Origin of the sequence: Amycolatopsis nivea (assembly GCF_004522235.1) — a bacterium.
GTDB lineage: Bacteria > Actinomycetota > Actinomycetes > Mycobacteriales > Pseudonocardiaceae > Amycolatopsis > Amycolatopsis nivea.
In genome coordinates, this window is the sequence record NZ_SDLT01000047.1 from 43,111 (window position 1) to 67,620 (window position 24,510).

The window sequence follows — 24,510 nt, forward strand, 5'->3', positions numbered from 1 at the left end:
TGCGGTGCGGAAGGGGCGGGCGGATTTGCCGACTCCGCGGGTGCGGGAGGAGCAGCCGGGGGCTGTTGCGGTGCAGCAGGCGCGGGCGGGGTCGCTGACTCCGCGCTGGGCACGGGAGGAGCAGGCTGGTGCTGCACCGGTGGCGGTGCAGCAGACGCGGGCGAGTTCGCCGACTCAGCGCCGGGCGCGGCAGGAGCCGTCGGCGGTTGCTGCGGCACCGGTTGCGCCGCAGCAGGAGCGGGCGAGCTTGCCGATTCGGAGCCGGGTGTGGCAGGAGCCGTCGGCTGCTGCGGTGCAGTAGGCGCGGGCGGGGTCGCCGACTCAGCGCTCGGTGGCGCAGGAGCCGGAGCGCTCGCAGGCGGAGTCGGTTGCGAGGCACCAGGCGCGGGCGGAGTCGCTGCCTCCGCGCTGGGCGAGACAGGAGCTGTCGACGGCTGCTGCGGCACCGATTGCGGCGCAGCCGGAGCGGGCGCGTTCGCCGACTCGGAGCCGGGTGCGGCAGGAGCCGTCAGCGGCTGCTGCGGTGCAGTAGACGCGGGCGGGGTCGCCGACTCAGCGCTGGGTGAAGCAGGTGCCGGAGCGCTCGCGGGCGGAACCGGTTGCGACGCACCAGGCGCAGGCGGATTCGCCGACTCCGCACTAGGCGCGGGAGGAGCAGGCTGCTGCATCGCGGGCGGAACCGGTTGCGCAGCACTAGCCGCGGGCGGGTTCACCGACTCCGTGTTAGGTGTGGCCGTAGGCGGCTGCTGCGGAGACAGTTGTGACCCACCGGACGCGGGCGGAGTGACCGGCTGTTGCGCAGCTGGCTGGGCCGGGGGTTGCGGCGCAGGCATCGGCGGGGTCGCAGGTGCGGGTGGCGAACTCGGGCCGTACTGCTGCGCCCCGGGCTGCGGAATCTGACTTTGCTGTACCGCCGGGTTCTGTCCATGCCGCCCGGGAGCGGCCTCATGCCGACCGTGTGGCGGAACCACCGGATTCCCCTGTTGCGGCAACGGTTCTGCCGGGCGAGCAGGCTGACGCGGCTCGTGCACGTACGGCTTCGGCTGCCACGCCTGCCTCGCCTGCAACTGCGGATTGACCGCAGGTTGCGCGGGTGGCGGCACCGAGGACGGAACGCTGGTGTCGGGCGGCGGCACCGGCGGAGCGGCAGGCGGAGCAGCAGGCGAAGCGGCAGCCTCGACAGCCGGGCTGGGCTGAGGTGTCTCGTCCGCAGCAATCGCCTCCGGACCAGCAGCGTCCGAGGCCTGCTCAGCGAGCGAAACCGCCTGTTCCGCCGCGGAAGGAGCCGGAGCCGAACCCCCATGAGCGTCTGAAGGGCGTACAGCCGCCACCGGAGCGGACTTCGTCGGCAGTTCATCCCCCACCGGCCCCTGAGGCGCCGAAGATCGCCAAACCGGCGCCGGCCCGATGTTCATCGGCACCGCCGCGGCCAGCGGGCCTACCGGGGGCGCCTCGCCTGAAGGCGCCGGGCCAGCGGCAGCCGGGCGCGGGATCGGGTCCAGGCAGGACACCAGCACAGTCGTCCGGTCGGGGTCCTGGACCTTCCGGCCGCTCCGTTCCCGGTAGACCATCTCGCCCTCGGCGTCCATCTCCACCAGGTAGCCCGCCTCCGCGAGCTGCTCCTCGTCGAGATCCACCAGGCGCTCGTAGCGGGACGGGACCACCCGGTACACCGGCCACGACAACCGTGCGTGTTCGGCGTGGAACTGGGCCAGCAAAGCCGCCATCTGCTGTTGCCACGGGAGCGACATGCCCTCGGCCAGGGAACGCGGCAGGACGACGTACCCGCCGTCGACGCCGGGCATTCCCTGGTTCAGCAGGTCCGCCAACGGGGTGCTGGACGCGGGGTGCGCGGACTGGCGCGGCGGCTGCGGTGCGCCGAACAGCGCCGCCGGGTCCTGGGGCTCGCTTTGGCCGGTCTTGCCTCGCTTGCCGAATTTCCGTGCCACGTGTGCCATCCTCTGCCAGCGCGCGGCCACGTGCTCGTGGACAGGCCGCGACTTCGGGGTGAATCCGGACCCGCGGTACTGGGCAACCCGCGGGTCAAGAGCCGGTGCCTCCCGCACCCATGCTAGACGCCGGGGCGCACCGCCTGCGGCACGACTTCGTGCTCGTCGAACGAGAACGGGCGCACGTGCACCGGCACGCCGGTCTGCTGGGCCTCGACGATCTTGCCGTCTCCCAGGTACATCGCGACGTGGTGGATGGTCGTCGGGTCGGCCGGGTCGGTGGCGAGGAAAATCAGGTCGCCGGGCTGCGCGTCGCGCACCGGCAGCATCGCGCCCGCCTTGTACTGGTCCTTCGACACGCGCGGCAGGATCACGCCCGCCGACTCGTAGGCGCGCAGCATCAGGCCGGAACAGTCATAGGAATCCGGGCCGGTCGCGCCCCAGATGTAAGGCTTGCCCTGCTCGCCGAGCGCGAACTTGATCGCCTGCGCCGCGGCCTGGCTCGGCGGCAGCGCGGCTCCCATGCCCTGCCCGCAGCCCACCACGTCGGCGATCTGGCCCATGTTCTGCACCAGCGCGGCCGCCATGGCCTCCCAGCGGTGGTACCGGTCCGGGAAGCCGGACCGCTCGACCCGTTGCGCGGCGTCGCCGGGGCGCAGGTTTTCCCAGTCCGGGACGCCGAGCAGGACGTCGAAGAATTTGTTGATCGCGTAATTCGGGTCGGTGACCTGGGCCGCGCTGCCCCAGTTCATCGACGGGCGCATCTGGAAGATGCCGAGCGAATCGCGGTCGCCGTAGTTCACGTTGTGCAGCCGCGATTCGGTCATCCCGGCCTGGATCGCGACCTGCCACGCCCGCGGCGCGAGGCTGCGCTGCTTGCCGATCGAGATGATCAGCGAAACCGTGTTGCGCGACTCCTGGTCGAGTTCCGCGGCGTCCGCCCCGCCCTGCTCCGGCTGGCCGGGCTGGGTGGGGCCGATCGCGGCGTCGCACGAGGTCAGCGCGACCCCGCCGGCCGCCGCCTGCTGCTGGTCGGTCACCGCCTTCTGCACGACGTTGGTGGTGAGCACCGTGGCGAAAACGGCGGCGATCACCACCGAGACGAGAATGGCCAGCTTCACGGTCAGCTCGCCTGGTCATAGTCCGACACTCGCCATCCCGCCGCGGTTTTGACCACGGTGATGCTGAGTTTCGGACCGTCGGTGGGGACCACGACCTTGACCGAACTGGAGTAGGACTGCGCGACCGTCGGATCGCCGGTGACCTTGGTCGCCGGGATGTTCGCGGGGTCCACAGTGGACATAATCGGGAGGTACTCGTCGGTGGTGAGCGCGCGCATCCCGTTGAGCCAGTCGGCGTTCGAGATGCCCGCCGGATGGTGCACCCACGCCGTCGCCCACTGCTTAGCGATGCTCAGCGCCTGCGGGTTCGGCGCCGCCGACGACGGGGTGACCAGCGGCTGCGACAGCCGGGTCGGCAGGGTTTCCGTGCTCGGCACCGGGGCCGCGACGCCGGTGTGCGGCCCGGCCGACGAGTTCGGCGGAGCCGCTCCCGGATGCGCGGACGCCGGTTTGCCCAGGAGCTTGGGCAGGCCGACGCCCAGCGCGGTGATCAGCACGGCGAGGAACACCAGCGTGCCCACGAGATGCCGGGGCGAGCGGAGCGGGAACCCCCACAGGCGGCGGTAGACCGCGGTCCGGCCGCGGTTGGTGCGGATCGGCATCGGTCACCGCCCCATGACCTGGTCGGTGTCGCGGACCTCGATGCCGCGCGACGGGCGGTACAGCACGAACACCGGTTTCCCGGCCACGACCTCGGGATCCACCCGGCGCGGCTGCGCCCGGATGCCCTGCGTCGGCACGGTGAACCCCGGCTGGTCCGGCGCCGGAGCCGAGTAGCCGCGATCCGGCGCGCTCATCCGCGACGGGACGACCACCGGTTCCGGTTCGTCGCTCCACCGCCGGTCCGCGACCGGGGACGTGTCGACCTGGCGGCTTTCCTTGACCGGCCACCGCGCGCCCGCCATCACGTAGTCGCCGGGCGCACCGGCGACCGGGTGATACTGGCCGAACGCCGGCGCACCGCCTCCGCCGCCCGAGGGCAACGCGCCCGCGGCGGACTGCGCGGGACCGACCGCGCCCGGCCACGGAGCACCGGACCAGGCCGCGGCGGGACGGGCCGCCCGGGAGCCGTTGTCGAGCCGCTGCGAGCTGGCGAAAACCGCCGCCTCGGGCCGGTACCGGCCGCCGCCGACGGTCGCGCCGATCGGGCCGCGCTGCTCGCCGTCCACGACGTCGTCGGTGTCGCGGACGTTCTGCCAGAACTGGTCCTGCGGCGTCGGCTCGTTCTTCCGGCGGAACCGGGAGAACAGCCCGCCGCCCGGCGACGGCACCGCACCGCCGACCATGCTGACCGACATCTCGACCATCTGCCACAGCCGCCGCACCGGGCGCCCGACGAGGAACAGCAGCACCGTGATGAGCCCGGCGAGGACCATCTTGGTGAGCAGGTTGAGCCCGTCGCCCGCGGCGAAGATCGCCTGCAGCAGCAGCGCGTGCACGCCGGCCAGCACCGACAGCACGACCAGGTTGAACGCGATGCCGCCGGCGACCTTGAGCACGCGGCGCAGGATCTCCGGGTTCAGCAGCGCGACCAGGCCGATCAGCGGCGCGGTGAGCGCGAACAGGCGGATCAGCACCTGCGCGAGCAGCACGGACGCCTTGGCCAGCAACTGGAAGAGCGAGTAGACGAGGCTCTGGCCCAGCGCGAGGAACCCGGCGCCGGTGCGGCCGCCCGCCTCGCCGGTGAAGTAACCGGTGGCGGGGCCGAGTTTGGTGGAGATGTCCTTGAAGGCGGCCTTCTTGGCGTCGACGACGTTCTGCTTGCCGTCGTCGCCGTTGCGCAGTTGCTCCCAGGTGAAGGCTTGGGCGTCGAGCAGCGGGCGGCCGTACTGGGCTGCCTGCGGCGCGTCCGGCGACCCGAACTCCCCGCGCAGCCAGTTCTTGTAGACCACTTCGTTGTGCAGGTCGGTCGGCAGGATGTGCCGCACCACCCGGTTCTCGGACTCGTCCACGAACCCGGCCTGGATGTTCGTGGTGGTCTGCACGATCGCTTTGTCGATGGGGTCGAAATAGCGCAGCATCGCGAGCGACGAGGCGGCGAGCCACACGCCCGCCATCGCGTACAGCGCCCGCTTGCTGACCCCGGCCAGGTCGCCGCGCCAGATGTTGCGGAACAACATGATCGACATAATCAGCGCGACCAGCCCGAACAACTGCGTGTAGATGTTGTTGTAGACCTTCTCCGCGCCCGCCTTGACCGCGTTGTAGATCGGGTTGAGCAGACCGCCCTCGAGCACCGTGTAGTGCAGCGAGTTGGTGGCGCCGACGATGTTCTTGCCGACATTGAAAAGCTGGTTGCCCGCCCAGGTGTCGATCGTGGAGCTGGGCGAGGCGATGGCCGACAACGCCGTGCAGTTCGTCTGGTAGGTGTTCCACACGAACCCGGCGTAGCTGTAATCGATGTACGGACTGCCCGCCTCGCCGTGGCCTTCGGCGGGGTCGAGCGCGCCGACCATGCCCGCCCCCGGCCGCTCCGGGTTCGGTGACTCCCCGCAAGCCGCCGCGTTGGCCGACGGAGCGAAGAGCACCGTCTGCAGCCCGATCACCGCCACCACCGCCAGCAGCGACGCGCGCCTGCTGGGGCGGCGGCCGCCTGGCTTGGGGCCTTCCTTGACGCGTTTGCGGAGCGCGTGCCAGCCGGCGGCGAACGCGAGGACGAACGCCAGCGTGAAGACGGTGTTCACGCAGGCCTCCTCACGGCCGGCGCGGGCCGGCCCGGATCACCGGGGGTCATGCGGCATCCCTGCCGGTTCCGCCGCCCTTGCCGCCGGCGCGGGCGTGCCGGTCCTCCTGCCGTCCGTTGCGCACTGCACCCTCCACCTCGCCGGTCTCGGACGCGAGCGGGTCCGGCGAGCCCAGCAGCTGCTCGTCGGCGAGACCGACCTCGAGTTCCGCTTGGAGTTCGAAGTCGTGTTCCAGCTCGTCGTCCTCCGGTGGGGCGGGGACGTACGGCTTGGCCTCGTCCTCGTGGGGTACCACGAGTTCGCTGCCGGGTTTGCTGCGCGCGTCGGGCGAGCCCGGGGTGGTGTCCATGACCGCGCGCAACGGGTCGAGATGCGGGCCGGAGAAGTCGACGCGGATGCGTTCCACGCCGCCGGCGCCGTCACCGAAGATGAACTGCCGGGGCTCCATGTCGCGTTCGAGCCCACGCTGGGCTCCGGGGCGGCGGCCGAGCGCGGCGACGACCTGCTCGTAGCCCACGCCGACCGGCACCTTCAGCAGCCGCAGCGCGTCCGCCTGGGCATCGTCGTCGTCGAGCCTGCCGACGAACACCGAGTCCAGCAGCGCCACGAAACCCTGGATCTTCAGGAAGTCCGCCGGGATCTGCGACGACAGCAGCACCCGGACGTTCCACTTCCGCGAGTCGCGCGCGAACCGGTTCATCAGCACGCGCCCGGTCGGCACCTCGGACAGGAAGAACGCCTCGTCGATCCAGACGCCCTTGCGCAGTTCCTTCGGCTTCTCGTACACCGACCGCTGGGTCAGCCACGCCGCGAGGTTCAGCATTTCCACGCCGAGCGATTCGGCGTCGGTCCAGTACTCGCGCGGCACGCCGTCCTTCGGCAGGGTCAGCCCCGCCATGGTCAGCACGGTCATCCGGTCGTCGCGGGTCTCGGAGTACGGGTCCGCGTCGGTTTCCGGGATCAGCAGCGCCATCCGCTCGCGCATCTCGTCCAGGAAGTCCGCGACCACGACCGCGTGCTCGTGGTGCTCGCTCGAATCCCGCCGCAGCGCGTCGATGACCTGGCCCGGGTCGGCGTCGAACCGGCCGCCGACCGCGCGGACCGCGCGCAGCAGCACGATCCGGGTCTGCGCCATCCGCGACACCTCGTACGGCAGCACGCCGGTGAGCACGTCGAGCACGAGCCGCCGCCGGGTCGCCCCGGCCAGCGCCTTTTCGCGCCGCCACGAGCGTTCCGGGTCCTCCTCGTCCATGAAGTGCTCGATCAGCGGATCGGCGACCACGCGGTACGGGTTGAGGATGCCCGGCTGGGCGTTGAGCAGGTTGATCGGCCGCGCGTACGGGCGGATCTCCGGCAGGTCGCACAGCCGTGACAGCGGCCCGGACGGGTCGAGGATCGTCCAGTGCGCCCCGGCCCGCAGCGTCTTGTAGACGATGCCGCCGCCGAGGAACGACTTGCCGCCGCCCAGGCCGGCGACCATCGCGGTGAGGCCCGACCCGTCGCGGATTTCCTGCGCCATCCACGGGTCCCAGGCCACCGGCCGCCGCGTCGCGGTGACGGTTTCGCCGAGCAGGATGCCGCGCCGGTCGCCGACCTCCGCGGTCGCGGTGGGCACCGCCGAAGCCGTCCACACCACCGAACCGCGGCGCATGTACGCGCCCGAGGCCAGCGGCTCGCCCGGGATGAACTCCCGGGCCATCGCGTACTGCGCTTCCGGATGTTCGATGGCGATCTTCGGCTTGTACAGGTCGAGCAGCTGCTGGGCCAGCCGCAGCGCGTCGCGCTCGGTCGGACCGGACACCGCGAGGCGCCACCACGACCGCACGCGCGTGGCCAGCGCGGTGAAGCCCGACGTCATCTCGTCGTCGATCTCCAGCACCCGGCCCGCTTGCCGGGCCAGCGACTGCGGCGGCTCCAGCTCGTGCTCGTCGGTGTAGTGCTTGACCTGCGAGCGGACCTTGTTCATCTGCCGCTGCAGTTCGCCGGACACCTCTTCCGGACGCCGCACGTAGATCCGCGCGGACACCTCGACCGCCGCGGGCAGCCGGTCCGCGTGCTGGATCCACGGGTCGTCGACCTCGGGGATCTGCAGCCCGTGCATCTGGCCGACGGTGAGCACCGCGAGATGCCGCGACACGCCGGCGTTGGACCCGGTACGGCCGCGCACGGTGACCGTGGGCGCGTACGGGTCGGCGTGGAAATCAGCCGCGTCGGTGAAGCTGGCGAGGTCTTCGGGCTCCCACGCCGCGCCGGGCACCGCGGGCATGTTCCGCGGCGCGGGCAGGCCGAGCGAGCACGAACGGTGCATCAGCCAGGACATCTCCTCGGCGTGCACCGGACGGCCTTCCAGCCCGGCGCTGCCGATGACCTGGTCGAGGTGCTCGATCTCGGAGTCGAGCGCGGCCAGTTCGGCGTCGACCGCCTCGGGCAGGATCCGGCGCAGCACCGGCGCGGCGCGTTCGACCGCGCGGTCCACCATGCGCCGGGTCTGCACCTGGACGCCGAGGTACACCTCTTTTTCCGCCATCGAGCGGCCCATCAGCTGCTGCTGCTCGCCGATCAGGTAGTCGTCGAACGACAGCGCGCCCGGCACGTCGTTCGGCCTGCCGACCGCGTTGTGCACGTGCGCCTCGGCCCACATCCGGATCGGGTACGGCCGGTTGGTGACGCGCAGGTGCAGCCAGCGGCCCTGCAGTTCGGCGTACTGGCCCGCGATGGCCGCGATCAGGTCGCGGCGCTGCGAATCGGAACGGAACGACCAGCGCTGCGGCGCGAGCCGGTACCAGGCGTACACCTCGTACCCGGTGCGCAGCAGATGCCCGTCGATGCTGCGCGCGGCGATCGACGGCGTGTACGCCGGTATCGCCTGCTCACCGGGCAGCCTGCGGCCCTTGCCGCCGGACTTGCTGCCGCCGGACGGCGGACGGCCCTGCGGGGGCGTGTTCCACGCACCGGCAGGGACGTCTTGCTCCCGCTTCCCTCGGCTTCCGCCGCGACCGAACAACGACTACCTCCCGGCCCGAGCCGCGGGGCGGCTCCGGCGCGCTCGTGGTGCTCCCTGTTTCCCGGCACTCGTGCCGGCACCGCGACGCGGGTCGCGGTGCTGGTATTGCCGCCTTCTCTTGTGCTTCGGCAGCGGGCGCTCCGCCCGCACCCGGACCCGGCTGGCGCTCACCGCGCCGCCCGCGCCCGAGGTCCGTTCTCTCGGCGCGCGCAGTTCCTGGCCCATCATCGCGATCACCGCGCCCAGCGGGCGCTCGTGGCTGATCTTGGCGGTGATCAGCCTGGTGATCACGATCGTGGCCACGAACGCCCACGCCGTGGAGAAAAACCCGAAACTCCAGCCGACCCACCGCTCCACGGTGAGCACGACCAGGAAGACCGGAATGCCGACGAGCCATGCCACGTAGCGGGCTCGCCAGGGAAAAGTCGCCTTCGGCGGGCCGAGCCAGACGGCATCGACCCGGTACACCTCGTCATCGGTCCTGATCCGCACGCCTGCTCCGCCTCAGCCGGTGAACAGGCCGGCGATCCACTGGCCCACGTTCACGCCCGCGCCGCTGACCGCGAGTCCGATGATCGCGAGCGCGATGACCACGCCGGCGAGCCGCCGCATGACCCCCGCGTTGTCGCCCTTGCCGCCGCCGAGCCACAGCAGCAGCAGCGCCACCGCGAGGAGCACGAGCGGGATGATGTTGTCGAGCAGCCAGGTCCGGACGTTGCCGGTGCTGAGCCCTTCGGCCACAAACGTCTCGAGGGCGGTCATGCTGGTCATCGCGATACTCCCGGTGCACGGCGGGCGCCGCGCTGTTCTGGCTTCGGCGAAGCTACGAACACCATCATGGCGTTACAAGGGGTAATGGTCAAAGCGCGCTGCGTAGATGTCGACTTGTGGTCAATGGGCGGGTATTGCGGTCCGATGGTCAGGATTCCTCGCCCTCCATCATCGTGGCAAGGGTGCTCCGGAATAACCCAAGCCACCCGGATTGCGCAGTCTTCCGGCGGTGCGGCTCCGCGAAACGTGCGGCGCTCACTCTCGGTGCGCCCCGGACCGGCGTGTCGGGCAGGCACCAGTGTGGCATGCCCCGATCGGCGTTCCGCCGCGAGTCCGGTGAGTGACAACCGGATTGGAAAACAATCTGGAATTGATCACTCTCCGATGCGATAACGGTCACCATCGCGTCCGATGTGCGCATTTGTTCACTACAAAGCGTGATCCCGGGCAGTTCCGGACCGTCTCGCGGATCAGGGCCGGAACGCCGCGCTCGGGATCGCGCCCGCTTCGATCACCCGGCGGCTGAGCGGAGCGCACAGCTGCTCCAGCCGGGCCGTCTTCTCCTCGCCGAGGTGCTCCCACGGGCCCCGCGCCGCCGCGTTCGTCGCCGTCTCGACGCGTTCGCGCAGCTCGAGTCCGCGTTCGGTGAGCGCGCCGCCGGCGTCGAGGATTCCGTCGGCGGTCAGCCGGGCCGCGGCCGCGTCCCACTCCTCGTCGCTCCAGCCGCGGGTGCGCTTGGCGGTGTCCGGCGGGGTGCCGTTCGTGGTCGCGCTGTGCGTGACCAGCGCTTCGAGGCCGGGCAGACCATTCGTGGTCAGCGCCGCGACGTGCCCGTCTCCGCGGTGCTCGCGCAGCAAGGTGACCGCGTGCCAGAGCGCGAGGTGCGGTTGTTCGGGCCAATCCAGGTCCGCGTGCGCGGCGTAGAGCGGACGGCCTTCGGGACGGCAGCCCTCGGTGGCTTCCCGGGCGAGCTCGGCAGCTTCGGCGACCTCGGCGGACGCGAGCGTCTCGTCGCCGAACAGCCGGCGGTAGATGTCGTCGACGGCGGCGAGCCGGGCTTCCAGCACGGCCTCGGGGGTGGCGATCGTCCAGACGCGCGGGACGAAGTGGGCGATCAGGCTGGGGCTGAAGCTGTAGAAGGTGGCGGTGACCGTGCCCGGCCCGACCGCGCCCATCGCCGCGGCGCGGCTGGCGAAGTAGGTCATCGACCCCGGTTTGAGCCCGGCGGCGGCGAGCCGCTCCTGGGTCTCTGGCGCGAAGTAGACGGGAGCGTGCAGAGCGTCGAAGGTGGTCCGGAAGGCGACAGCGGCGGCGACGGCTTGACCCATGCGCCCGATCGTAGCGATCGGGCGGACGAGCTGGCATGTAAGCCGGATCCTGTTCCCGGGCCGCCTCGCGGCGGACCGGGCGACGGTCATCCATCTCGGCCTGCCGTCGCCGGCAGGCTCCAGCGGCCTACCCGCAGGCATCGGGCGGGCCGCCCTCGATCGCCTGCGCAGGAGCGCACTCCCTCTTGGCCTTGCTCCGGGTGGGGTTTACCGAGCCATCCCGGTCACCCGGGATGCTGGTGGTCTCTTACACCACCGTTTCACCCTTACCCCCGTCCGGGGACGGGGGCGGTCTGTTTTCTGTGGCACTGTCCCGCGGGTCGCCCCGGGTTGCCGTTAGCAACCACCCTGCCCTGCGGAGTCCGGACTTTCCTCGGACCGGGAGAACCCGGGCCGCGACCGTCCTGCCAGCTCGTCCGCCGAAACAGCGTACCCGGGAGGCCGCGCGGCCCCGGGCACCGGCTGGCACATTCCACCGCGTGGACGCGCTTGGCCCGGCGCCCGGCCGCTGTTTCACTCCCGGCATGACCGCACCCGAACCCCTGAAATTCGCTTACTGGGTCCCGAATGTGAGCGGCGGCCTGGTCACCAGCGACATCGAACAGCGCACCGACTGGGGCTACGAGTACAACCGCGAACTGGCCGTGCTCGCCGAGAACAACGGCTTCGAATACGCGCTCACCCAGGTCCGCTACACCGCCAGCTACGGTGCCGCCTACCAGCACGAATCCACCGGTTTCAGCCTGGCGCTGCTGCTCGCGACGCAGCGGCTGAAGGTCATCGCGGCCGTCCATCCCGGACTGTGGCAGCCCGGCGTGCTCGCGAAGTTCATCGCGAGCGCGGACGTCATCTCCGGCGGCCGGGCCGCGGTGAACGTGGTCAGCGGCTGGTTCAAAGACGAGTTCACCGGTCTCGGGCAGCCGTGGCTCGAACACGACGAGCGCTACCGCCGCTCGGAGGAGTTCATCCGCGTGCTCAAGGAATTGTGGACCGACGACCACGCCGAGTTCGGCGGCGACTTCTACCGGATCCACGATTTCGACATCAAACCCAAACCGGTCGCCGGGCCTGGCCGGCCGCATCCGGAGGTCTTCCAGGGCGGCAACTCCACCGCGGCGCGCAAGCTGGCCGGTCGCGTCTCGGACTGGTATTTCAGCAATGGCAAGGATTTCGCCGGGTTCAGCGAGCAGGTCGACGAGGTGCGCGGATACGCCGCGGAGAACGACCACGCGGTGCGGTTCGGGCTCAACGGGTTCGTGATCGCCCGCGAAACCGAAGCCGAGGCGCGCGAGGTGCTGCGGGAGATCGTGACGAAGGCGAACGTGCCTGCCGTCGAAGGATTCCGCTCGGTGGTCAAGCAGGCCGGTAAGTCCACTTCGGACACCAAGGGCATGTGGGCGGATTCGGAGTTCGCCGACCTGGTGCAGTACAACGACGGATTCCGGACCGGCTTGATCGGAACGCCGGAACAGATCGCGGACCGGGCGATCGAGTACAAAAAGCGCGGCGCGAACCTGTTGCTGCTCGGTTTCCTGCACTATCTGGAGGACGTCGAGCACTTCGGCCGGGAGGTGCTGCCGGTGGTCCGGGAGAAGGAGCGGGTGCTGGACCGCGGCGCGGGAGTGCCGGAACCGGCGGGGATCTGAGGTTTCGCGGCGGCTAGCGTTCGGGGGTGAACGGTCCCCTGTCCCTGCTGCTTCTGGCCGGAACGCTCTGGTTCGCCATGGCGCGTCCGCGCGGCCTGCCGGAAGCTGTCTTCGCGGTCCCCGCCGCCGGTGTCGTCCTCGCGCTCGGCCTGACCTCGCCGCACGAAGCGGGCGAACGGGTCGTCCAGATGCTGCCGACGATGGGCTTTCTCGCAGCGATCCTGCTGGTCAGCCACCTCGCCGCGGCGGAAGGCGTCTTCACCTGGCTCGGCGCCGAACTAGCCGAAATCTGCCGCGGCCGGCAACCTCGGCTCCTGTTGCTCACCTTCGCCGCGGCAGCGATCGTCACCGCCGTGCTCAGCCTTGACGCCACCGTCGTCCTGCTGACCCCGGTCGTCCTCGCCACTGCGGCCGAACTGAAACTCACCGCGCGACCGCATGTCTACGCGTGCGCGCACCTGGCCAACTCGGCGTCCACGCTGTTCCCTGTCTCGAACCTGACGAACCTGCTCGCCTTCACCGCTTCCGGCCTCACCTTCGCCGGGTTTACCGCGCTGATGGCGTTGCCCTGGCTGGTCACGCTCGCCGTGGAGTTGGCTGCGTTCGCCTGGTTCTTCCGCAAGGATCTGCGGGAACCGGCCAGCACCCGGCAACCCGAACATCGGGAAGCGCCGGTCTTCACCCTGGTCGTGCTGGCGGTCATGCTGGTCGGCTTCGCCACCGGACAACTGGTGCACGTCGAACCGGTCTGGATTGCCGCGCTGACTGCGCTCGTGCTGGCCGCGAAAGCGTTGGCGGAGCGGAAGATCCGGCCTTGGCAGGTGGTCGCCGAAGCGTCTCCGCTGCTGGTGCTCTTCGTGCTCGCCCTGGCGGTGGTGGTGGAAGCGGTCGACGAACACGTCCTCGGCGGCCTGCTGCGCACTCTGCTGCCGACGACCGCCGGGCTGCCCGAGCTCCTGCTCGCCGCGGGTGTCGCGGCCTTGCTGGCGAACGTCGTCAACAACCTGCCCGCGACGCTGATCCTGCTGTCTGTGCTCGGTCCGCACCCGAATCAGGGCGTGCTGCTCGCCGTGCTGCTGGGCGTGAACATCGGCCCGAACGCGACGTACCTCGGTTCACTGGCGACGCTGCTGTGGCGACGGGTTGTGGTCCGGCACGGGGAGCATCCGCCGGTGGGGGAGTTCCTGAAGCTTGGCGCGCTCACGACGCCGCTGTCGTTGGCTGCGGCGACGTGCGCACTATGGCTGGTCCTCTAACCCCGAGGCGGGATCGTGCTCCCCCGCGACAACGTCGGGCCGCAGTCCTCGAGGCCGTTGCCGAATCGCTGTGCCTCGACCGACATCATCGTCACCTGTGCGTAGTGCTGAACCGCCGCGAGCTTCGCCGGGTCGGTTACCGCGTCCTTGCGGACGAAGTCGCCCTGGCGTTTGCCCGGGCCGGGGTACACGAGGATCGGGACGTAGTCGCGGTCGATGCGCGGGTCGATGCTGATCTCGTTGCCGTCCGCCCACGGGCCCCACGAGTGGATGAAGGTCGGCTTGACCGTGTCGAACACGTAGTCGCGCAGGCCGGCGATGTCTTCCTTGTGCGTGAGGTCCGCGATCGGGGCGTTCACGAGTCCGGCCATGTCGACCAGTTCGAGCCGGCTGGTCATCGACGAGCCGCCGAGGTCCGGCAGCAGCAGCGACGCGTGCTGGAGGCCGAGCATGTCCGCGTACGTGTTGAAGCCGCGGCCGAAGCGGTCGGCGATCAGGCACGCCGGCACGGTCGGGCTTTTGACGAATTCCTCGTCGTGGTGCACGAAGCCGATCGCCGACGGGACCGCCGCGGCCACCAGCACGAGGGCAGCGACCGCCTTCAGCGGCACCTTCGGCAGGGAACGCAGCAGCTCGGCGAAGGCCATGACGCCGCACAACGCGCCAAGGACCCACACCGGCGTCGCGAAGCGGTACTGGGCCATCCAGTCCGGGACCATCACGCCGTACGCGATCACGCCGAGCACGAGCGGCGTGACCAGCCCGATCAGCGGACGCCGCCACGAAGCCTTGAGCAGCGCCCACACGACCACGGCGACCAGCACGAGCGTCAGCGCGATGCCCGCGTACTCCACCAGTTGGTGCGGCCGGATGAGCGAGGCGAACGTCGGCAGGCCCTGCTTCTTGGCGACCGACGGGTTGGCCAGCAGCCGGTGGAATTCCGTGTAGCGCCAGACGACGTAGCCGCCGAACAGCACGGCGAAGGCGGCGATGGACACCAGCGCGGACCGGAAGCTGGGCCAGAATCCTTCGCGCTTCACGCCGAACAGCAGGACGATCGGGTACGCGCTGGCGTAGATCAGGCCTTCCGGCCGGGTCAGCGCGGCCGCGGCGACGAGCACGCCGGCGACGATCGCGACCTTGAACGAAAGCGAGTTTTCCTTGCGCAGCGCGGTGAACAGCAGCGCGGCCAGCGCGGTGGTGAAGAACGCGAACAGCGAGTTCTCGAGGCCGGACACCACCCAGATCACGAACGACGGGATCGCCGCCAGCGCGAGACCGGTGGCCAGCGTGATCGCCCACGCGTGCCTGCGGAACACCTGGCGGGCCACCAGGTGGCACAGCACCAGGATGCCCGCGGCGAAGAACAGGCCGAGCAGCTTGGGGAACAGCACGTAGTCCGGGATGCCGAACAGCAGGCCCTTGTCGAACAGGCCGACGACCTTGCCGAGCGCCAGCAGGATCATCCAGGTCGGGTCGGAGAAGCCCTCCACCGGCGGCGCGCCGGGGGCCAGCACCGGGCCGAGGCCTTCGGCGACGCTGCGCGAGTAGGAGAACGTGATGGCCGCGTCGTCGACGATCCAGTGCCCGTAGCGGGTGGCGTGCCACGCGACCGCGGCCACGCCGGCCAGCACCGCCAGCGTCGACGCCAGCCAGCTGAGCTTGAACCGCGCGGGCGGGTCGGTCGTCTTCTCCCCCGGCAGGTCGGGCTCGGATACTGCGGTGAGTGCGCTAGCCGTCATGTCCTCGTCACTGTTTCCACTTGCGGATGCTGCCGAAGAAACGCACGAGCCTGCGCCCCCCTTGAAGTCCCGGCCGGGACCTGCGCCGCGGCGCCGCGGTCGACACCGCACTCTAGCCAATACCTCATCCGGGGCGTTTCACACGTCATCCCCGACCGTGACCTGCCTCACATTTGTCCGGTTCAGGACAGATGCGAGATGTCGTTCACCAACCGGACCGAGGCGTTGCCGTCCGGGTAGAACTCGACGATCGACAGCGACGCCAGGTCGAGGTGCAGCCGGAACAGCAGCGACGGCCCGGCGTCGAGCCCCATCCGCAGCAGGGTCTTGATCGGCGTCACGTGGCTGACCACGAGCACCGTGCGCCCGTCGTACTGCTCGACCAGGTCGCGGCGTGCCTTGCCGACCCGCTCGTGGACCGCGTCGAAGCTCTCGCCGCCAGGAGGCGGGCAGGAGGAATCGCTCAGCCAGCAGCGGTGCAGCTCCGGGTCCCGCTGGGCGGCCTCGCCGAAGGTGAGGCCCTCCCATTCGCCGAAGTCGGTCTCGATGAGCCCGGGGTGGGTTTCGACCCGGCCGCCGAGCGCGTCGGCGACAGCCTGCGCGGTCTGCTTGGTGCGGATCAACGGCGACGAAACGATCGGCGCTGGTTCGCCGTCCTCGCCGATCAGACCGGGCATCGCGGCCAGCCGTTTGGCGGCCGCGGCGGCCTGGCCCCGGCCGTGCTCGGTGAGCGGGACGTCGCCGCGCCCGGAGTATCGGCGGTCGACCGACATCTCGGTCTGGCCGTGGCGCAGCAGGAGCAGTTTGGTGGGCGTGCCGCGGGCGCCGGTCCAGCCCGCCGGGGACACCCGGTCCGGCTCGGTGACCTTCGCCCGGAGCCGCGTCTCGGCGACCGGCGCGGGCGAGGTCGCGCCGGACCCGGCGCTGTCCATGGCGACGTTCGCGAGCCGGTCCGCGTGCGAGTTCTCCGCGCGCGGGATCCAGGTGTAGCCGACCCGCTCGAAGCCCGCCGCGATCTCGCGCGCCTGCGCGGCGAGCGGCTGCAGCGCGGCGTGCTTGATCTTCCAGCGCCCGGACATCTGCTCGACCACGAGCTTCGAATCCATCCGGACGTCCACAATGGACACTCCGAGTTCGGCGGCCGCGGCCAGCCCGGCGACGAGCCCGGAGTACTCCGCGACGTTGTTCGTCGCGATGCCGAGGTATTCGTGGCGTTCGGCGAGCACCTCGCCGGTCGCCGCGTCCTTCACGACCGCGCCGTAGCCCGCCGGGCCCGGGTTGCCCCGGGACCCGCCGTCGGCCTCGACGATCGCCCGTTCGGTCACAGCCCCGACTCCAGCGTGCGGACCAGGATCGCGCCGCAGTTGTCGCACTGCACGACGCTGTCCTCGGCCGCGGCCTTGATCTCGGAGATGGTGTTGCGGTCGAGTTCGAGCTGGCAGGCGCCGCACCGGCGGGCCCGCAGCAGCGCCGCGCCGATGCCCTTGTGGTCGTTGACGCGGGTGTACAGCTTGAGCAGCGGCTCCGGGAACCGCGGCAGCAGCTTCGCGCGGTCCTCCTTGCGCCGGGCCTCGGTGGTGTCGAGGTCCTTGAACGCCTCGTCGCGGCGGGCCGCGGCGGCCTCGACCGCCTGCGTCGCCTTGTCGACCTCGGCGCTCGTGCGCTGCGCGTCCAGGCCCAGTGCCTCGCGCTGCTCCATCAGCTCCAGCAGGTCGTCCTCGAGCGCGCCCTTGCGGCGGCCGAGCGTCTGCAGTTCGTGCTCGATGTCGGTCATCTGCTTGGCCCCGACCGAACCGGATTCCATCAGCTTGCGGTCGCGGTCCTCGCGCGCCCGGACCGATTCGACCTCTTTCTCCTGCCGGGCGATCTCCCGGTCGAGGTCGGACGTCGCGGTCTCGACGGACACCAGCGCGTCGCGTTTCTCCCGGACGGTCTTCTCCCCGGCCTCGATCTCGGCGAGCTCGGGCAGAGTGCGGCGGCGGTGCGCGACGCGCGAAAGCTCGGCGTCCACCTTCGCGAGTTCGAGCAGCTGACGCTGGACGGCGGGGTCGGCCTTCACTGTGCTCCCTGATTTAGTTACTGGGCGGTAGCGCGGATGGTCCACGGGTCGGTGCACCGCGTGGAGACGTGAGCTTCGACGGTACCCGCAAAGGCCGCGCCGACAAGGGCCGAGGCCTGTCCGCACCACGGCCACTCGCTGGCCCAGTGCGTCAAGCCGACCAGCGCGGGCACGGTTCCGGCGGACGCGAGGTGTTCGCCGGCGGGATGGTGGCGCAAATCCGCGGTCACGTACGCGTCGACACCCTCGGCCGTCGCCTTCGCCAAATACGAGTCGCCCGCGCCGCCCGACACCGCGACCGTGCGGATCAGCCGGTCCGAATCTCCAGCGCCGAGCACGCCGGGCACGGTGGCCGGCAACGCGTCGGCGACCCGCTGGACGAACTGCGCAAACGGTTCCGCGGCGGGCAGGTGCCCGATGCGGCCGATCCCGGTGGCGCCGCCGGGTTCGTGCGGGTCCAGCGGCCGGTCGACCTCGAGGCCGATGGCTTGCGCGAGCGCGTCGGACACGCCGGGGTCGGCCGAGTCGGCGTTGGTGTGCGCGCAGTAGAGCGCGATGCCGCCGCGGATCATGCGGTGCACGAGCGAGCCCTTGGCGGTGTCGGCGGGGACGCCGTGCACGCCGCGCAACAGCAGCGGATGGTGCGCGACGATCAGCTGCGCGCCGATCTCCTCGGCCTCGGCGAGCGTCTCCTCGACCGGGTCGACGCAGAAAAGCACGCGGCGGACGTCCTCGGCCGGGTCTCCGCAGACGAGCCCGACCGCGTCCCAGCTTTCCGCCAGGCGGGGCGGGTAACTGCGTTCGAGGACGGCGATGATCTCGGCTAATGCAGGCACCCGGGGATCCTCGCACGGTCGCTCTGGAAGACTGCGGACCATGCCCAAGCTGGTGTTTGTCTGCTCCGGGAACATCTGCCGCTCCCCCATGGCGGAGCTCGTCTTCCGCAAGAAGCTCGCCGACGCGGGCCTCTCGGACGCCGTGCGCGTGTCCAGCGCGGGCACCGGTCCGTGGCACGTCGGCGAGGCGGCCGACCGGCGGGCGCGCGCCACGTTGAAGGCGCACGGCTACCCCACCCAGCACATCGCGGCCGAGGTCAGCGACGAAGACCTCGAAGCCGACCTGCTGCTCGCCGCCGACGAGAGCCACCTGGGCTTCCTGCAGGCGCGCGTCGAGGACCCTTCGCGGGTGCGGCTGCTGCGTTCGTTCGACCCGTCCGCGCCGCAAGGCGCCGAGGTGCCCGACCCGTACTACGGCGGCGACGACGGCTTCGAGGACGTGCTCGGGATGATCGAGCGGAGCGTGCCGGGACTGCTCGACTGGGTCCGCGAACAGGCGTGACGTCCGGTCCGGGTGCGCGCACGGAACGCGACGGCCTACCGTAGAGGGGTGCGGTTGCGGTTTCTGCTCCGGCCGGGATGGCTGGCGTTGACAGTGGTGGTGTTCACCTTCGCCATCTGCTGTTACACGCTGCTGGCCCCGTGGCAGTTCCGCCGCGACAACGAGCAGGTCACCCAGAACAACGCGCTGACCACGTCGTTCACCGCGAAACCGGTGCCCGCGGCGCAGCTGTTGCCGCCCGGGACGAAGCCGGACAAGAACACCGAGTGGCACCTCGTGACGATCACCGGCACGTACCTGCCTTCGGCCGAGGTTGTCGCGCGGCTGCGCACTGTGCAGGGCCAAGGCGCGTATGAGGTCCTCACGCCGCTTCGCGCCACCGACGGCACTGTGTACCTGATCGACCGCGGCTACGTGGGGCTCAGCAGTGACTCCGGCGTGCTTCCGTACGCGGCGGCGCCAGGCGGACAGGTGACGGTCGTCGCGCGCGTGCGAAGCGACGAGACGGACCCGAAGAACCGCGACGCGTTCGCCGACGCGTCAACGAACGGGAAGCTGCAGAGCTACACCGTCGACTCGCGCGTGGTGGCGAAGTCTTCCGGCCTCACGATCCGGCCCGGGTACTTCCAGCTCGACCAGAACCAGCCCGGCGTGCTCAGCCCGCTGCCGCTGCCGCAGCTCGAATCGGGCCCGTACTTCTCGTACGCGCTGCAGTGGCTGGCATTCGGCACGATGGCGTTGCTCGGCTGGCTGTACTTCACGATCCGCGAACTGCGTCCGGGCGGCGCGCTGACGACCGAGCGCCCGCAGCGCGGCCGGCGCAAGTCCGTCGCGGAGATGCTCGCCGAAGACGAGGACGAGTACACGCCGACCGCCTGAGTGGCCTGGTCGTTTCTCGGGAAAATGGCTCTTTGTCGGGGCCACTTGCGGCACTGATACTGACGGCATGCTGATCCACCCCTGGGACGCCGCGGACGAGAACGAATGGCGGGAATGGCTCGCCGGACGCGATTTCGGCGAACTGGTCGCCGGCGGCCGCGGCCGCGATCTGCCCGTGGTGGTGCCGACGCATTTCGTCTTCGACGGCGACGCGACCGTCCGCCTGCACCTCGCCCGGCCGAACCCGGTGTGGCCGCTGCTGGAGGAACACCCGCGCGCGCTGCTGACGGTGACCGGCGACTACACCTACATCCGCTCGGACTGGAACACCGCCGACGATCCCGCGCTCGGCGTGCCGACTTCGTACTACGCGAGCGTGCAGCTGGCCTGCGACGTCCGGCTCATCGACGATCCCGAGGAGAAGGCAGCGCTGCTGAACCACCAGCTGGCGCATTTCGAACCGGACGGCAAGCGCACCCCAGTGTCCGCTGTGGACGCTCCGGATCGGCGGCTGCTGCCCGGGATTCGCGGCATCGAGCTGACGGTGACCGAGGTGCGGGCCAAGTTCAAGTACGGCGGGAACAAGAAATCCGAAGACCGGCAGCGGATCGGCGCACTGCTGTCCGAACGGGACGGTTTCAACGACGCGGAAGCCATCGCGCATCTGAAACCCTGACGGCTCAAGGGTTTCGGCGGCGCACCCCGGTCAGTACCGCCACGAGCACCGACGTTCCCGCGGCCAGCCAGCCGACCACCCGGGACAGCTCCACCGCGCGCGTCACGTGCCCGGCGTCCGGATTCCGGCCGACCCCGAGCACCGGCAGCTCCACGACCCCCTGCGGGTACTCGGTCCGCCCGCCGACGCGAATCTCCAGCGCCCCGGCGAAAGCCGCCTCGACCCGGCCCGCGTTCGGGCTCGGATGCGCGATCGTGTCCCGCCGCCAAGCCCGCCACGCACCGCCCGCCGAACCACCGACGACCGGCGCGCCGAGAACCGTCAACGCAGCCGCCACCCTGGTCGGCAGGAGGTGCACGAGTTCGTCAAGCCGGTCGAGGACCCAGTGCCCGGGAAGCAGCCGGCGCAGCAAGCCGATCGTCCGCGCCGCGAGCAGCCCGGGCACGCCCGCGACCGCGCCCCACAGCAGCGGCGTGACGACCACTTCGGACGTGTTCTCGGCCAGAGTTTCCACCGACGCACGGGAAAGCCCGATCGTGCTGAGGCTGTCCGTGACGCGCGGGTCCAGTTCGGACAGTGTGTCGCGCGCGGGTTCGAGACGGCCTTCCTCGAGATCGCGGGCGAGCTCCGTGCCCTGCGTCGCCAGCCCGGCCGCGCCGACGACCGCCCAGGTCGCCACTGCCGTGGTCGTCGCTTGCAGCACCGGGCTGCGGCGGCCGGTCCGCTCGACCAGCACCCCGGCCGCGACCGCCGCGCCCGCGATTCCCAAGCCTGCCGCGCGTCGCGCCCCCGTGGCGGCGACGACCTGCCGGAAGGCGGTGACCGGCGGACGTCGCCGCGGGTCGCCGAGTGCCCCGTCTGCGGCCAAACCGAGAATCAAGCCGATCGCGCGCGCCGCGCTCACCTGTAGCCCCCCGAACGTGGACGATTCAGTCGCCGAGATTACTCGACACCGCGGCGGCGATTTCCTCGCGTGCCTGCTCCACGATGTCGCGCATCGCGCGTTCGGCGCGAGCCGCGTCGGCGAGGTCGATCGCTTCGGCGACCTCGACGTGCAGCGCGACCGCCTCGGGCTGCGGTTCGTCCGGCATCAGGCCGTGCCCGGTGCGGCCGGCGAGCACTTCGGCGACCACTGAGGACAGCTGCGCGAACATCGGATTCCGCGACGCGGACAGCAGCAGGTCGTGGAATGCGACATCGTGGCCGAGGAAGGCGTCCAGGTCGCGAGCCCGCGCCGTGCGCTGGAGATGCACCGCCAGCGCGCGCAGCCGTCCGCGTTCCTCCGGGGTCGCCCGGAGCGCGGCGAACCGCGCGGCACACGGTTCGACGGCCGAACGCAGCTCGGTCAGCGTGCGCAGCGCGGTCGGCCGGTCGGCTCCGTCGAGCTGCCAGCGGATCAGCCTCGGGTCATAGTGGTTCCACTCGGCCGGCTCGCGGACGGTGACCCCGACGCGGCGGCGGCTGCTGGTCAACCCCATCGTCTCGAGGACCCGGACCACCTCGCGGGCGACCGTCCGCGACGCCCCGTACCGCTCCTGCAGCTCCTCCGAGCGCAGCACCGCGCCCGGAGCCAGCTCGCCGCTCGCGATGGCCGCGCCGAGCTCGTCGAGCATGTCCTCGTGCCGATCATTCCCCACCGGCTCAACCTAACCCTCTGACTCGATTAAGTACTACTTCTTCTTGATTAAGTAGTACTTTTGAGTTTGACTCTCCAGGGCACAAAGACGTGGGAGGTGCGCATGACGGTCATCGTGGTGATGGGCGTATCGGGCTCGGGCAAGACGACAGTCGGCACGGCGCTGGCGAAGGAACTCGGGACCGAATACGCCGAGGCAGACACCTTCCACCCGCGAGCGAACATCGAAAAGATGACCGCCGGACACCCGCTGAACGACGAGGACCGGGCACCGTGGCTCGCCGCGATCGCGGAGTGGATCGGCAAGCATCATGAAAACGGTGCCGTGGTCAGCTCGTCCGCGCTGAAGCGGCGCTACCGCGACGTGCTGCGCGGCGGCGGGGACGTGTGGTTCCTGCACCTGCAGGGCTCGCGCGAACTGCTCGCCGAGCGGATGAAGACCCGCAGCGGCCACTTCATGCCGGTTTCGCTGCTCGATTCCCAGCTCGCCGACCTCGAACCGCTGGAAGCGGACGAGCCGGGAGCGACCTTCGACATCAGCCGCCCGCCCGCCGACCTCGTCGCGTCGGCGCTGAAAGCGTTCCAGGAGCGCGCATGACCGCCCTCGCCGCCGGCTGGACCGGCCACGACACCCGCCTGATCGTCGCCACGGTGCTCGCCATCGCCGTGATCGTGGTGCTGATCAGCAAGGTGAAACTGCATCCGCTGCTCGCGCTCACGCTGGGCTCCGGCGTGCTCGGCCTGGTCGCCGGGATGCCGATCGACAAACTGCTGAAGAGCTTCACGAACGGCGTCGGCAGCACCGTCGCGTCCGTCGGCGTGCTGATCGCGTTCGGGGCGATGCTGGGCAAGCTGCTCGCCGATTCCGGCGGCGCGGACCGGATCGTCGACACCGTGCTCGGCCGGGTCCGCGGTCCGGGGCTGCCGTGGGCGATGGCGCTGGTGGCCGCGCTGATCGGGTTGCCGATGTTCTTCGAGATCGGCCTCGTGATGCTGATCCCGGTGGTGCTGCTGGTCGCCAAGCGCAGCGGGAAACCGGTGCTGCTGCTGGGAATTCCGGCTTTGGCCGGTCTGTCGGTGCTGCACGGCCTGATCCCGCCGCACCCCGGCCCGCTGGCCGCCGCCGGTTCGCTGAACGCCAACGTCGGCCTCACCCTGGGGCTGGGCCTGCTGGTCGGCATTCCCACGGTGATCATCGCCGGCCCGCTGTTCGGCCGCCTCGCCGCCAAGATGGTGCCCGACGCCGCTCCGCCCGCCCGCCTGGTCCCGGAGTCCGAGGGCACCGACGAAAAGCATCGCCCGAGCTTCTTCGCGACGCTGTCCACGGTGCTGCTGCCGGTGGTCCTGATGCTGGCCAAGGCGCTGGCGGACATCTTGGCGGACAAGGGAAACCCGGCGCGCCGCGTCCTGGACTTCATCGGCGACCCGCTCGTCGCGCTGCTGCTCGCGGTCCTCGTCGGCATGGTCGTGCTGGGCCGCCCGGCACGGCTGAACCGGGAACGCCTCTCGTCGATCATCGGCGATTCCCTCGGCCCGATCGCCGGCATCGTGCTGATCGTGGCCGCGGGCGGCGGGTTCAAGCAGACCCTCGTGGACGCCGGGGTCGGCGACGTGATCACCAGCCTTTCCAAGGGCGCGGACCTGTCCCCGCTGCTGCTCGGCTGGCTGGTCGCGGTGGCGATCCGCCTGGCGACGGGCTCGGCCACGGTCGCGACCGTCTCCGCGGCGGGCATCGTCGCCCCGCTGGCCGCGACGCTGGACCCGACGCACAACGCACTGCTGGTGCTGGCCATCGGTGCCGGGTCGCTCTTCTTCTCGCACCTGAACGACGCCGGGTTCTGGCTGGTCAAGGAGTACTTCGGGATGTCGGTCGGCCAGACGCTGAAGAGCTGGTCGGTGATGGAAACGGTGATCTCGGTGGTGGCGATCGCGTTGATCCTGCCGCTGGGCGCGTTGCTTTAGCGCTCTCCCCTCCGGCCGCTGGGTTTCCCTCGTTGGAAGCCCAGCGGCCGTTCTTCTGGTTGACATGTGACCTTTTGGTCACCTATTCTCGGTGCGTGCCCGACGAGGACCTGGTTTTCAAGGCTTTGGCGGATCCGACCCGCCGGTTCCTGCTCGACCTGCTCTACGAGCGCGACGGCCGCACGCTCACCGAGCTGGAGTCCGAAGTGGACATGACCCGGTTCGGGGTGATGAAACACCTCAAGCTGCTCGAGGAGGCCGAGCTGGTCGTCTCGCGCAAGGAGGGCCGGGAGAAACGGCATTTCCTGAACCCGGTCCCGATCCGCCAGATCCACGACCGCTGGATCGACAAGTACACCGCACACCACACCGCGGCACTGCTGGACCTCAAGGCCCAGCTCGAAGCCGAAGAATCCCAGAAGGAGCTTCTCAATGAAGTTGTCAAGCCGCCGCGGTGAC

21 protein-coding genes and 1 other RNA gene are annotated in these 24,510 nt (G+C 70.6%); 8 read left to right on the forward strand and 14 right to left on the reverse strand.

Annotated features, from left to right (window positions below; all coding sequences use genetic code 11):
• Positions 1-2,071: 2,071 nt before the first annotated feature.
• From EIZ44_RS38085 to rnpB, 8 genes are all read right to left on the reverse strand, one after another.
• Positions 2,072-3,070 (reverse strand): C40 family peptidase, encoded by a 999-nt coding sequence (locus EIZ44_RS38085; protein ID WP_037815749.1) that lies wholly within the window; start codon positions 3,068-3,070, stop codon positions 2,072-2,074.
• Between the two features lie 2 nt (positions 3,071-3,072).
• Positions 3,073-3,672: a hypothetical protein gene (locus EIZ44_RS38090; RefSeq protein ID WP_134669403.1), complete on the reverse strand. Its 600-nt coding sequence runs from the start codon at positions 3,670-3,672 to the stop codon at positions 3,073-3,075.
• A gap of 3 nt (positions 3,673-3,675) precedes the next feature.
• The gene (locus EIZ44_RS38095; protein ID WP_037815752.1) at positions 3,676-5,754 is read right to left on the reverse strand and encodes a hypothetical protein; all 2,079 of its coding nucleotides are present in this window, start codon (positions 5,752-5,754) and stop codon (positions 3,676-3,678) included.
• 46 nt (positions 5,755-5,800) lie between these two features.
• The gene (locus EIZ44_RS38100; RefSeq protein ID WP_043834917.1) at positions 5,801-8,758 is read right to left on the reverse strand and encodes an ATP-binding protein; all 2,958 of its coding nucleotides are present in this window, start codon (positions 8,756-8,758) and stop codon (positions 5,801-5,803) included.
• 3 nt (positions 8,759-8,761) lie between these two features.
• Positions 8,762-9,250: a hypothetical protein gene (locus tag EIZ44_RS38105; protein WP_037815755.1), complete on the reverse strand. Its 489-nt coding sequence runs from the start codon at positions 9,248-9,250 to the stop codon at positions 8,762-8,764.
• Positions 9,251-9,262: 12 nt separating this feature from the next.
• Entirely contained in the window at positions 9,263-9,529 is a 267-nt protein-coding gene (locus EIZ44_RS38110; RefSeq protein ID WP_037815757.1) for a hypothetical protein, read from the reverse strand.
• Positions 9,530-9,999: 470 nt separating this feature from the next.
• On the reverse strand, positions 10,000-10,857 hold the full coding sequence (locus tag EIZ44_RS38115; protein ID WP_134733921.1) for an SCO6745 family protein: 858 nt from the start codon (positions 10,855-10,857) through the stop codon (positions 10,000-10,002).
• A gap of 22 nt (positions 10,858-10,879) precedes the next feature.
• Positions 10,880-11,272, reverse strand: an RNA gene (rnpB, locus tag EIZ44_RS38120) — RNase P RNA component class A.
• 109 nt (positions 11,273-11,381) lie between these two features.
• Here rnpB and sfnG point away from each other — a divergent pair.
• Entirely contained in the window at positions 11,382-12,503 is a 1,122-nt protein-coding gene (gene sfnG, locus EIZ44_RS38125) for a dimethylsulfone monooxygenase SfnG (protein WP_134733922.1), read from the forward strand.
• 77 nt (positions 12,504-12,580) lie between these two features.
• Entirely contained in the window at positions 12,581-13,759 is a 1,179-nt protein-coding gene (locus EIZ44_RS38130) for an SLC13 family permease (RefSeq protein ID WP_134733930.1), read from the forward strand.
• Here EIZ44_RS38130 and EIZ44_RS38135 read toward each other — a convergent pair.
• The 4 genes from EIZ44_RS38135 to EIZ44_RS38150 form a co-directional block, all read right to left on the reverse strand.
• Positions 13,756-15,501 (reverse strand): hypothetical protein, encoded by a 1,746-nt coding sequence (locus tag EIZ44_RS38135; protein ID WP_134669393.1) that lies wholly within the window; start codon positions 15,499-15,501, stop codon positions 13,756-13,758. The genes EIZ44_RS38130 and EIZ44_RS38135 overlap by 4 nt on opposite strands.
• Positions 15,502-15,683: 182 nt before the next feature.
• Positions 15,684-16,826 (reverse strand): bifunctional RNase H/acid phosphatase, encoded by a 1,143-nt coding sequence (locus EIZ44_RS38140; protein ID WP_167754406.1) that lies wholly within the window; start codon positions 16,824-16,826, stop codon positions 15,684-15,686.
• Positions 16,823-17,560 carry a zinc ribbon domain-containing protein gene (locus EIZ44_RS38145; RefSeq protein WP_134733923.1) on the reverse strand — a complete coding sequence of 246 codons (738 nt, stop codon included), beginning with the start codon at positions 17,558-17,560 and terminating at the stop codon, positions 16,823-16,825. Before EIZ44_RS38145 ends, EIZ44_RS38140 begins: the two co-directional genes overlap by 4 nt.
• Before the next feature lie 17 nt (positions 17,561-17,577).
• Entirely contained in the window at positions 17,578-18,396 is an 819-nt protein-coding gene (locus EIZ44_RS38150; protein WP_037815773.1) for a Nif3-like dinuclear metal center hexameric protein, read from the reverse strand.
• Between the two features lie 40 nt (positions 18,397-18,436).
• On the opposite strand from EIZ44_RS38150, the gene EIZ44_RS38155 reads away from it, so the two are divergent.
• From EIZ44_RS38155 to EIZ44_RS38165, 3 genes are all read left to right on the forward strand, one after another.
• A complete protein-coding gene (locus EIZ44_RS38155) occupies positions 18,437-18,898 on the forward strand; it encodes a low molecular weight protein-tyrosine-phosphatase (RefSeq protein ID WP_134733924.1) in 462 nt (153 codons plus the stop codon).
• A gap of 48 nt (positions 18,899-18,946) precedes the next feature.
• Positions 18,947-19,777, forward strand: coding sequence for an SURF1 family cytochrome oxidase biogenesis protein (locus tag EIZ44_RS38160; protein ID WP_134733925.1), 831 nt, complete (start codon positions 18,947-18,949; stop codon positions 19,775-19,777).
• Positions 19,778-19,844: 67 nt separating this feature from the next.
• The gene (locus EIZ44_RS38165) at positions 19,845-20,453 is read left to right on the forward strand and encodes an FMN-binding negative transcriptional regulator (protein ID WP_134733926.1); all 609 of its coding nucleotides are present in this window, start codon (positions 19,845-19,847) and stop codon (positions 20,451-20,453) included.
• 4 nt (positions 20,454-20,457) lie between these two features.
• Here EIZ44_RS38165 and EIZ44_RS38170 read toward each other — a convergent pair whose 3' ends face one another.
• A complete protein-coding gene (locus EIZ44_RS38170) occupies positions 20,458-21,357 on the reverse strand; it encodes a cobalamin biosynthesis protein CobD/CbiB (RefSeq protein WP_134669391.1) in 900 nt (299 codons plus the stop codon).
• A 25-nt stretch (positions 21,358-21,382) separates the two neighbouring features.
• Complete coding sequence (locus EIZ44_RS38175; RefSeq protein WP_037815780.1) at positions 21,383-22,066, reverse strand: FadR/GntR family transcriptional regulator; 684 nt, start codon at positions 22,064-22,066, stop codon at positions 21,383-21,385.
• Between the two features lie 126 nt (positions 22,067-22,192).
• On the opposite strand from EIZ44_RS38175, the gene EIZ44_RS38180 reads away from it, so the two are divergent.
• From EIZ44_RS38180 to EIZ44_RS38190, 3 genes are all read left to right on the forward strand, one after another.
• Positions 22,193-22,687 (forward strand): gluconokinase, encoded by a 495-nt coding sequence (locus EIZ44_RS38180; protein ID WP_043834935.1) that lies wholly within the window; start codon positions 22,193-22,195, stop codon positions 22,685-22,687.
• Positions 22,684-24,051 (forward strand): GntT/GntP/DsdX family permease, encoded by a 1,368-nt coding sequence (locus EIZ44_RS38185; protein WP_043834937.1) that lies wholly within the window; start codon positions 22,684-22,686, stop codon positions 24,049-24,051. Before EIZ44_RS38180 ends, EIZ44_RS38185 begins: the two co-directional genes overlap by 4 nt.
• 95 nt (positions 24,052-24,146) lie before the next feature.
• The gene (locus EIZ44_RS38190) at positions 24,147-24,509 is read left to right on the forward strand and encodes an ArsR/SmtB family transcription factor (protein WP_134733927.1); all 363 of its coding nucleotides are present in this window, start codon (positions 24,147-24,149) and stop codon (positions 24,507-24,509) included.
• Position 24,510 lies beyond the last annotated feature (1 nt).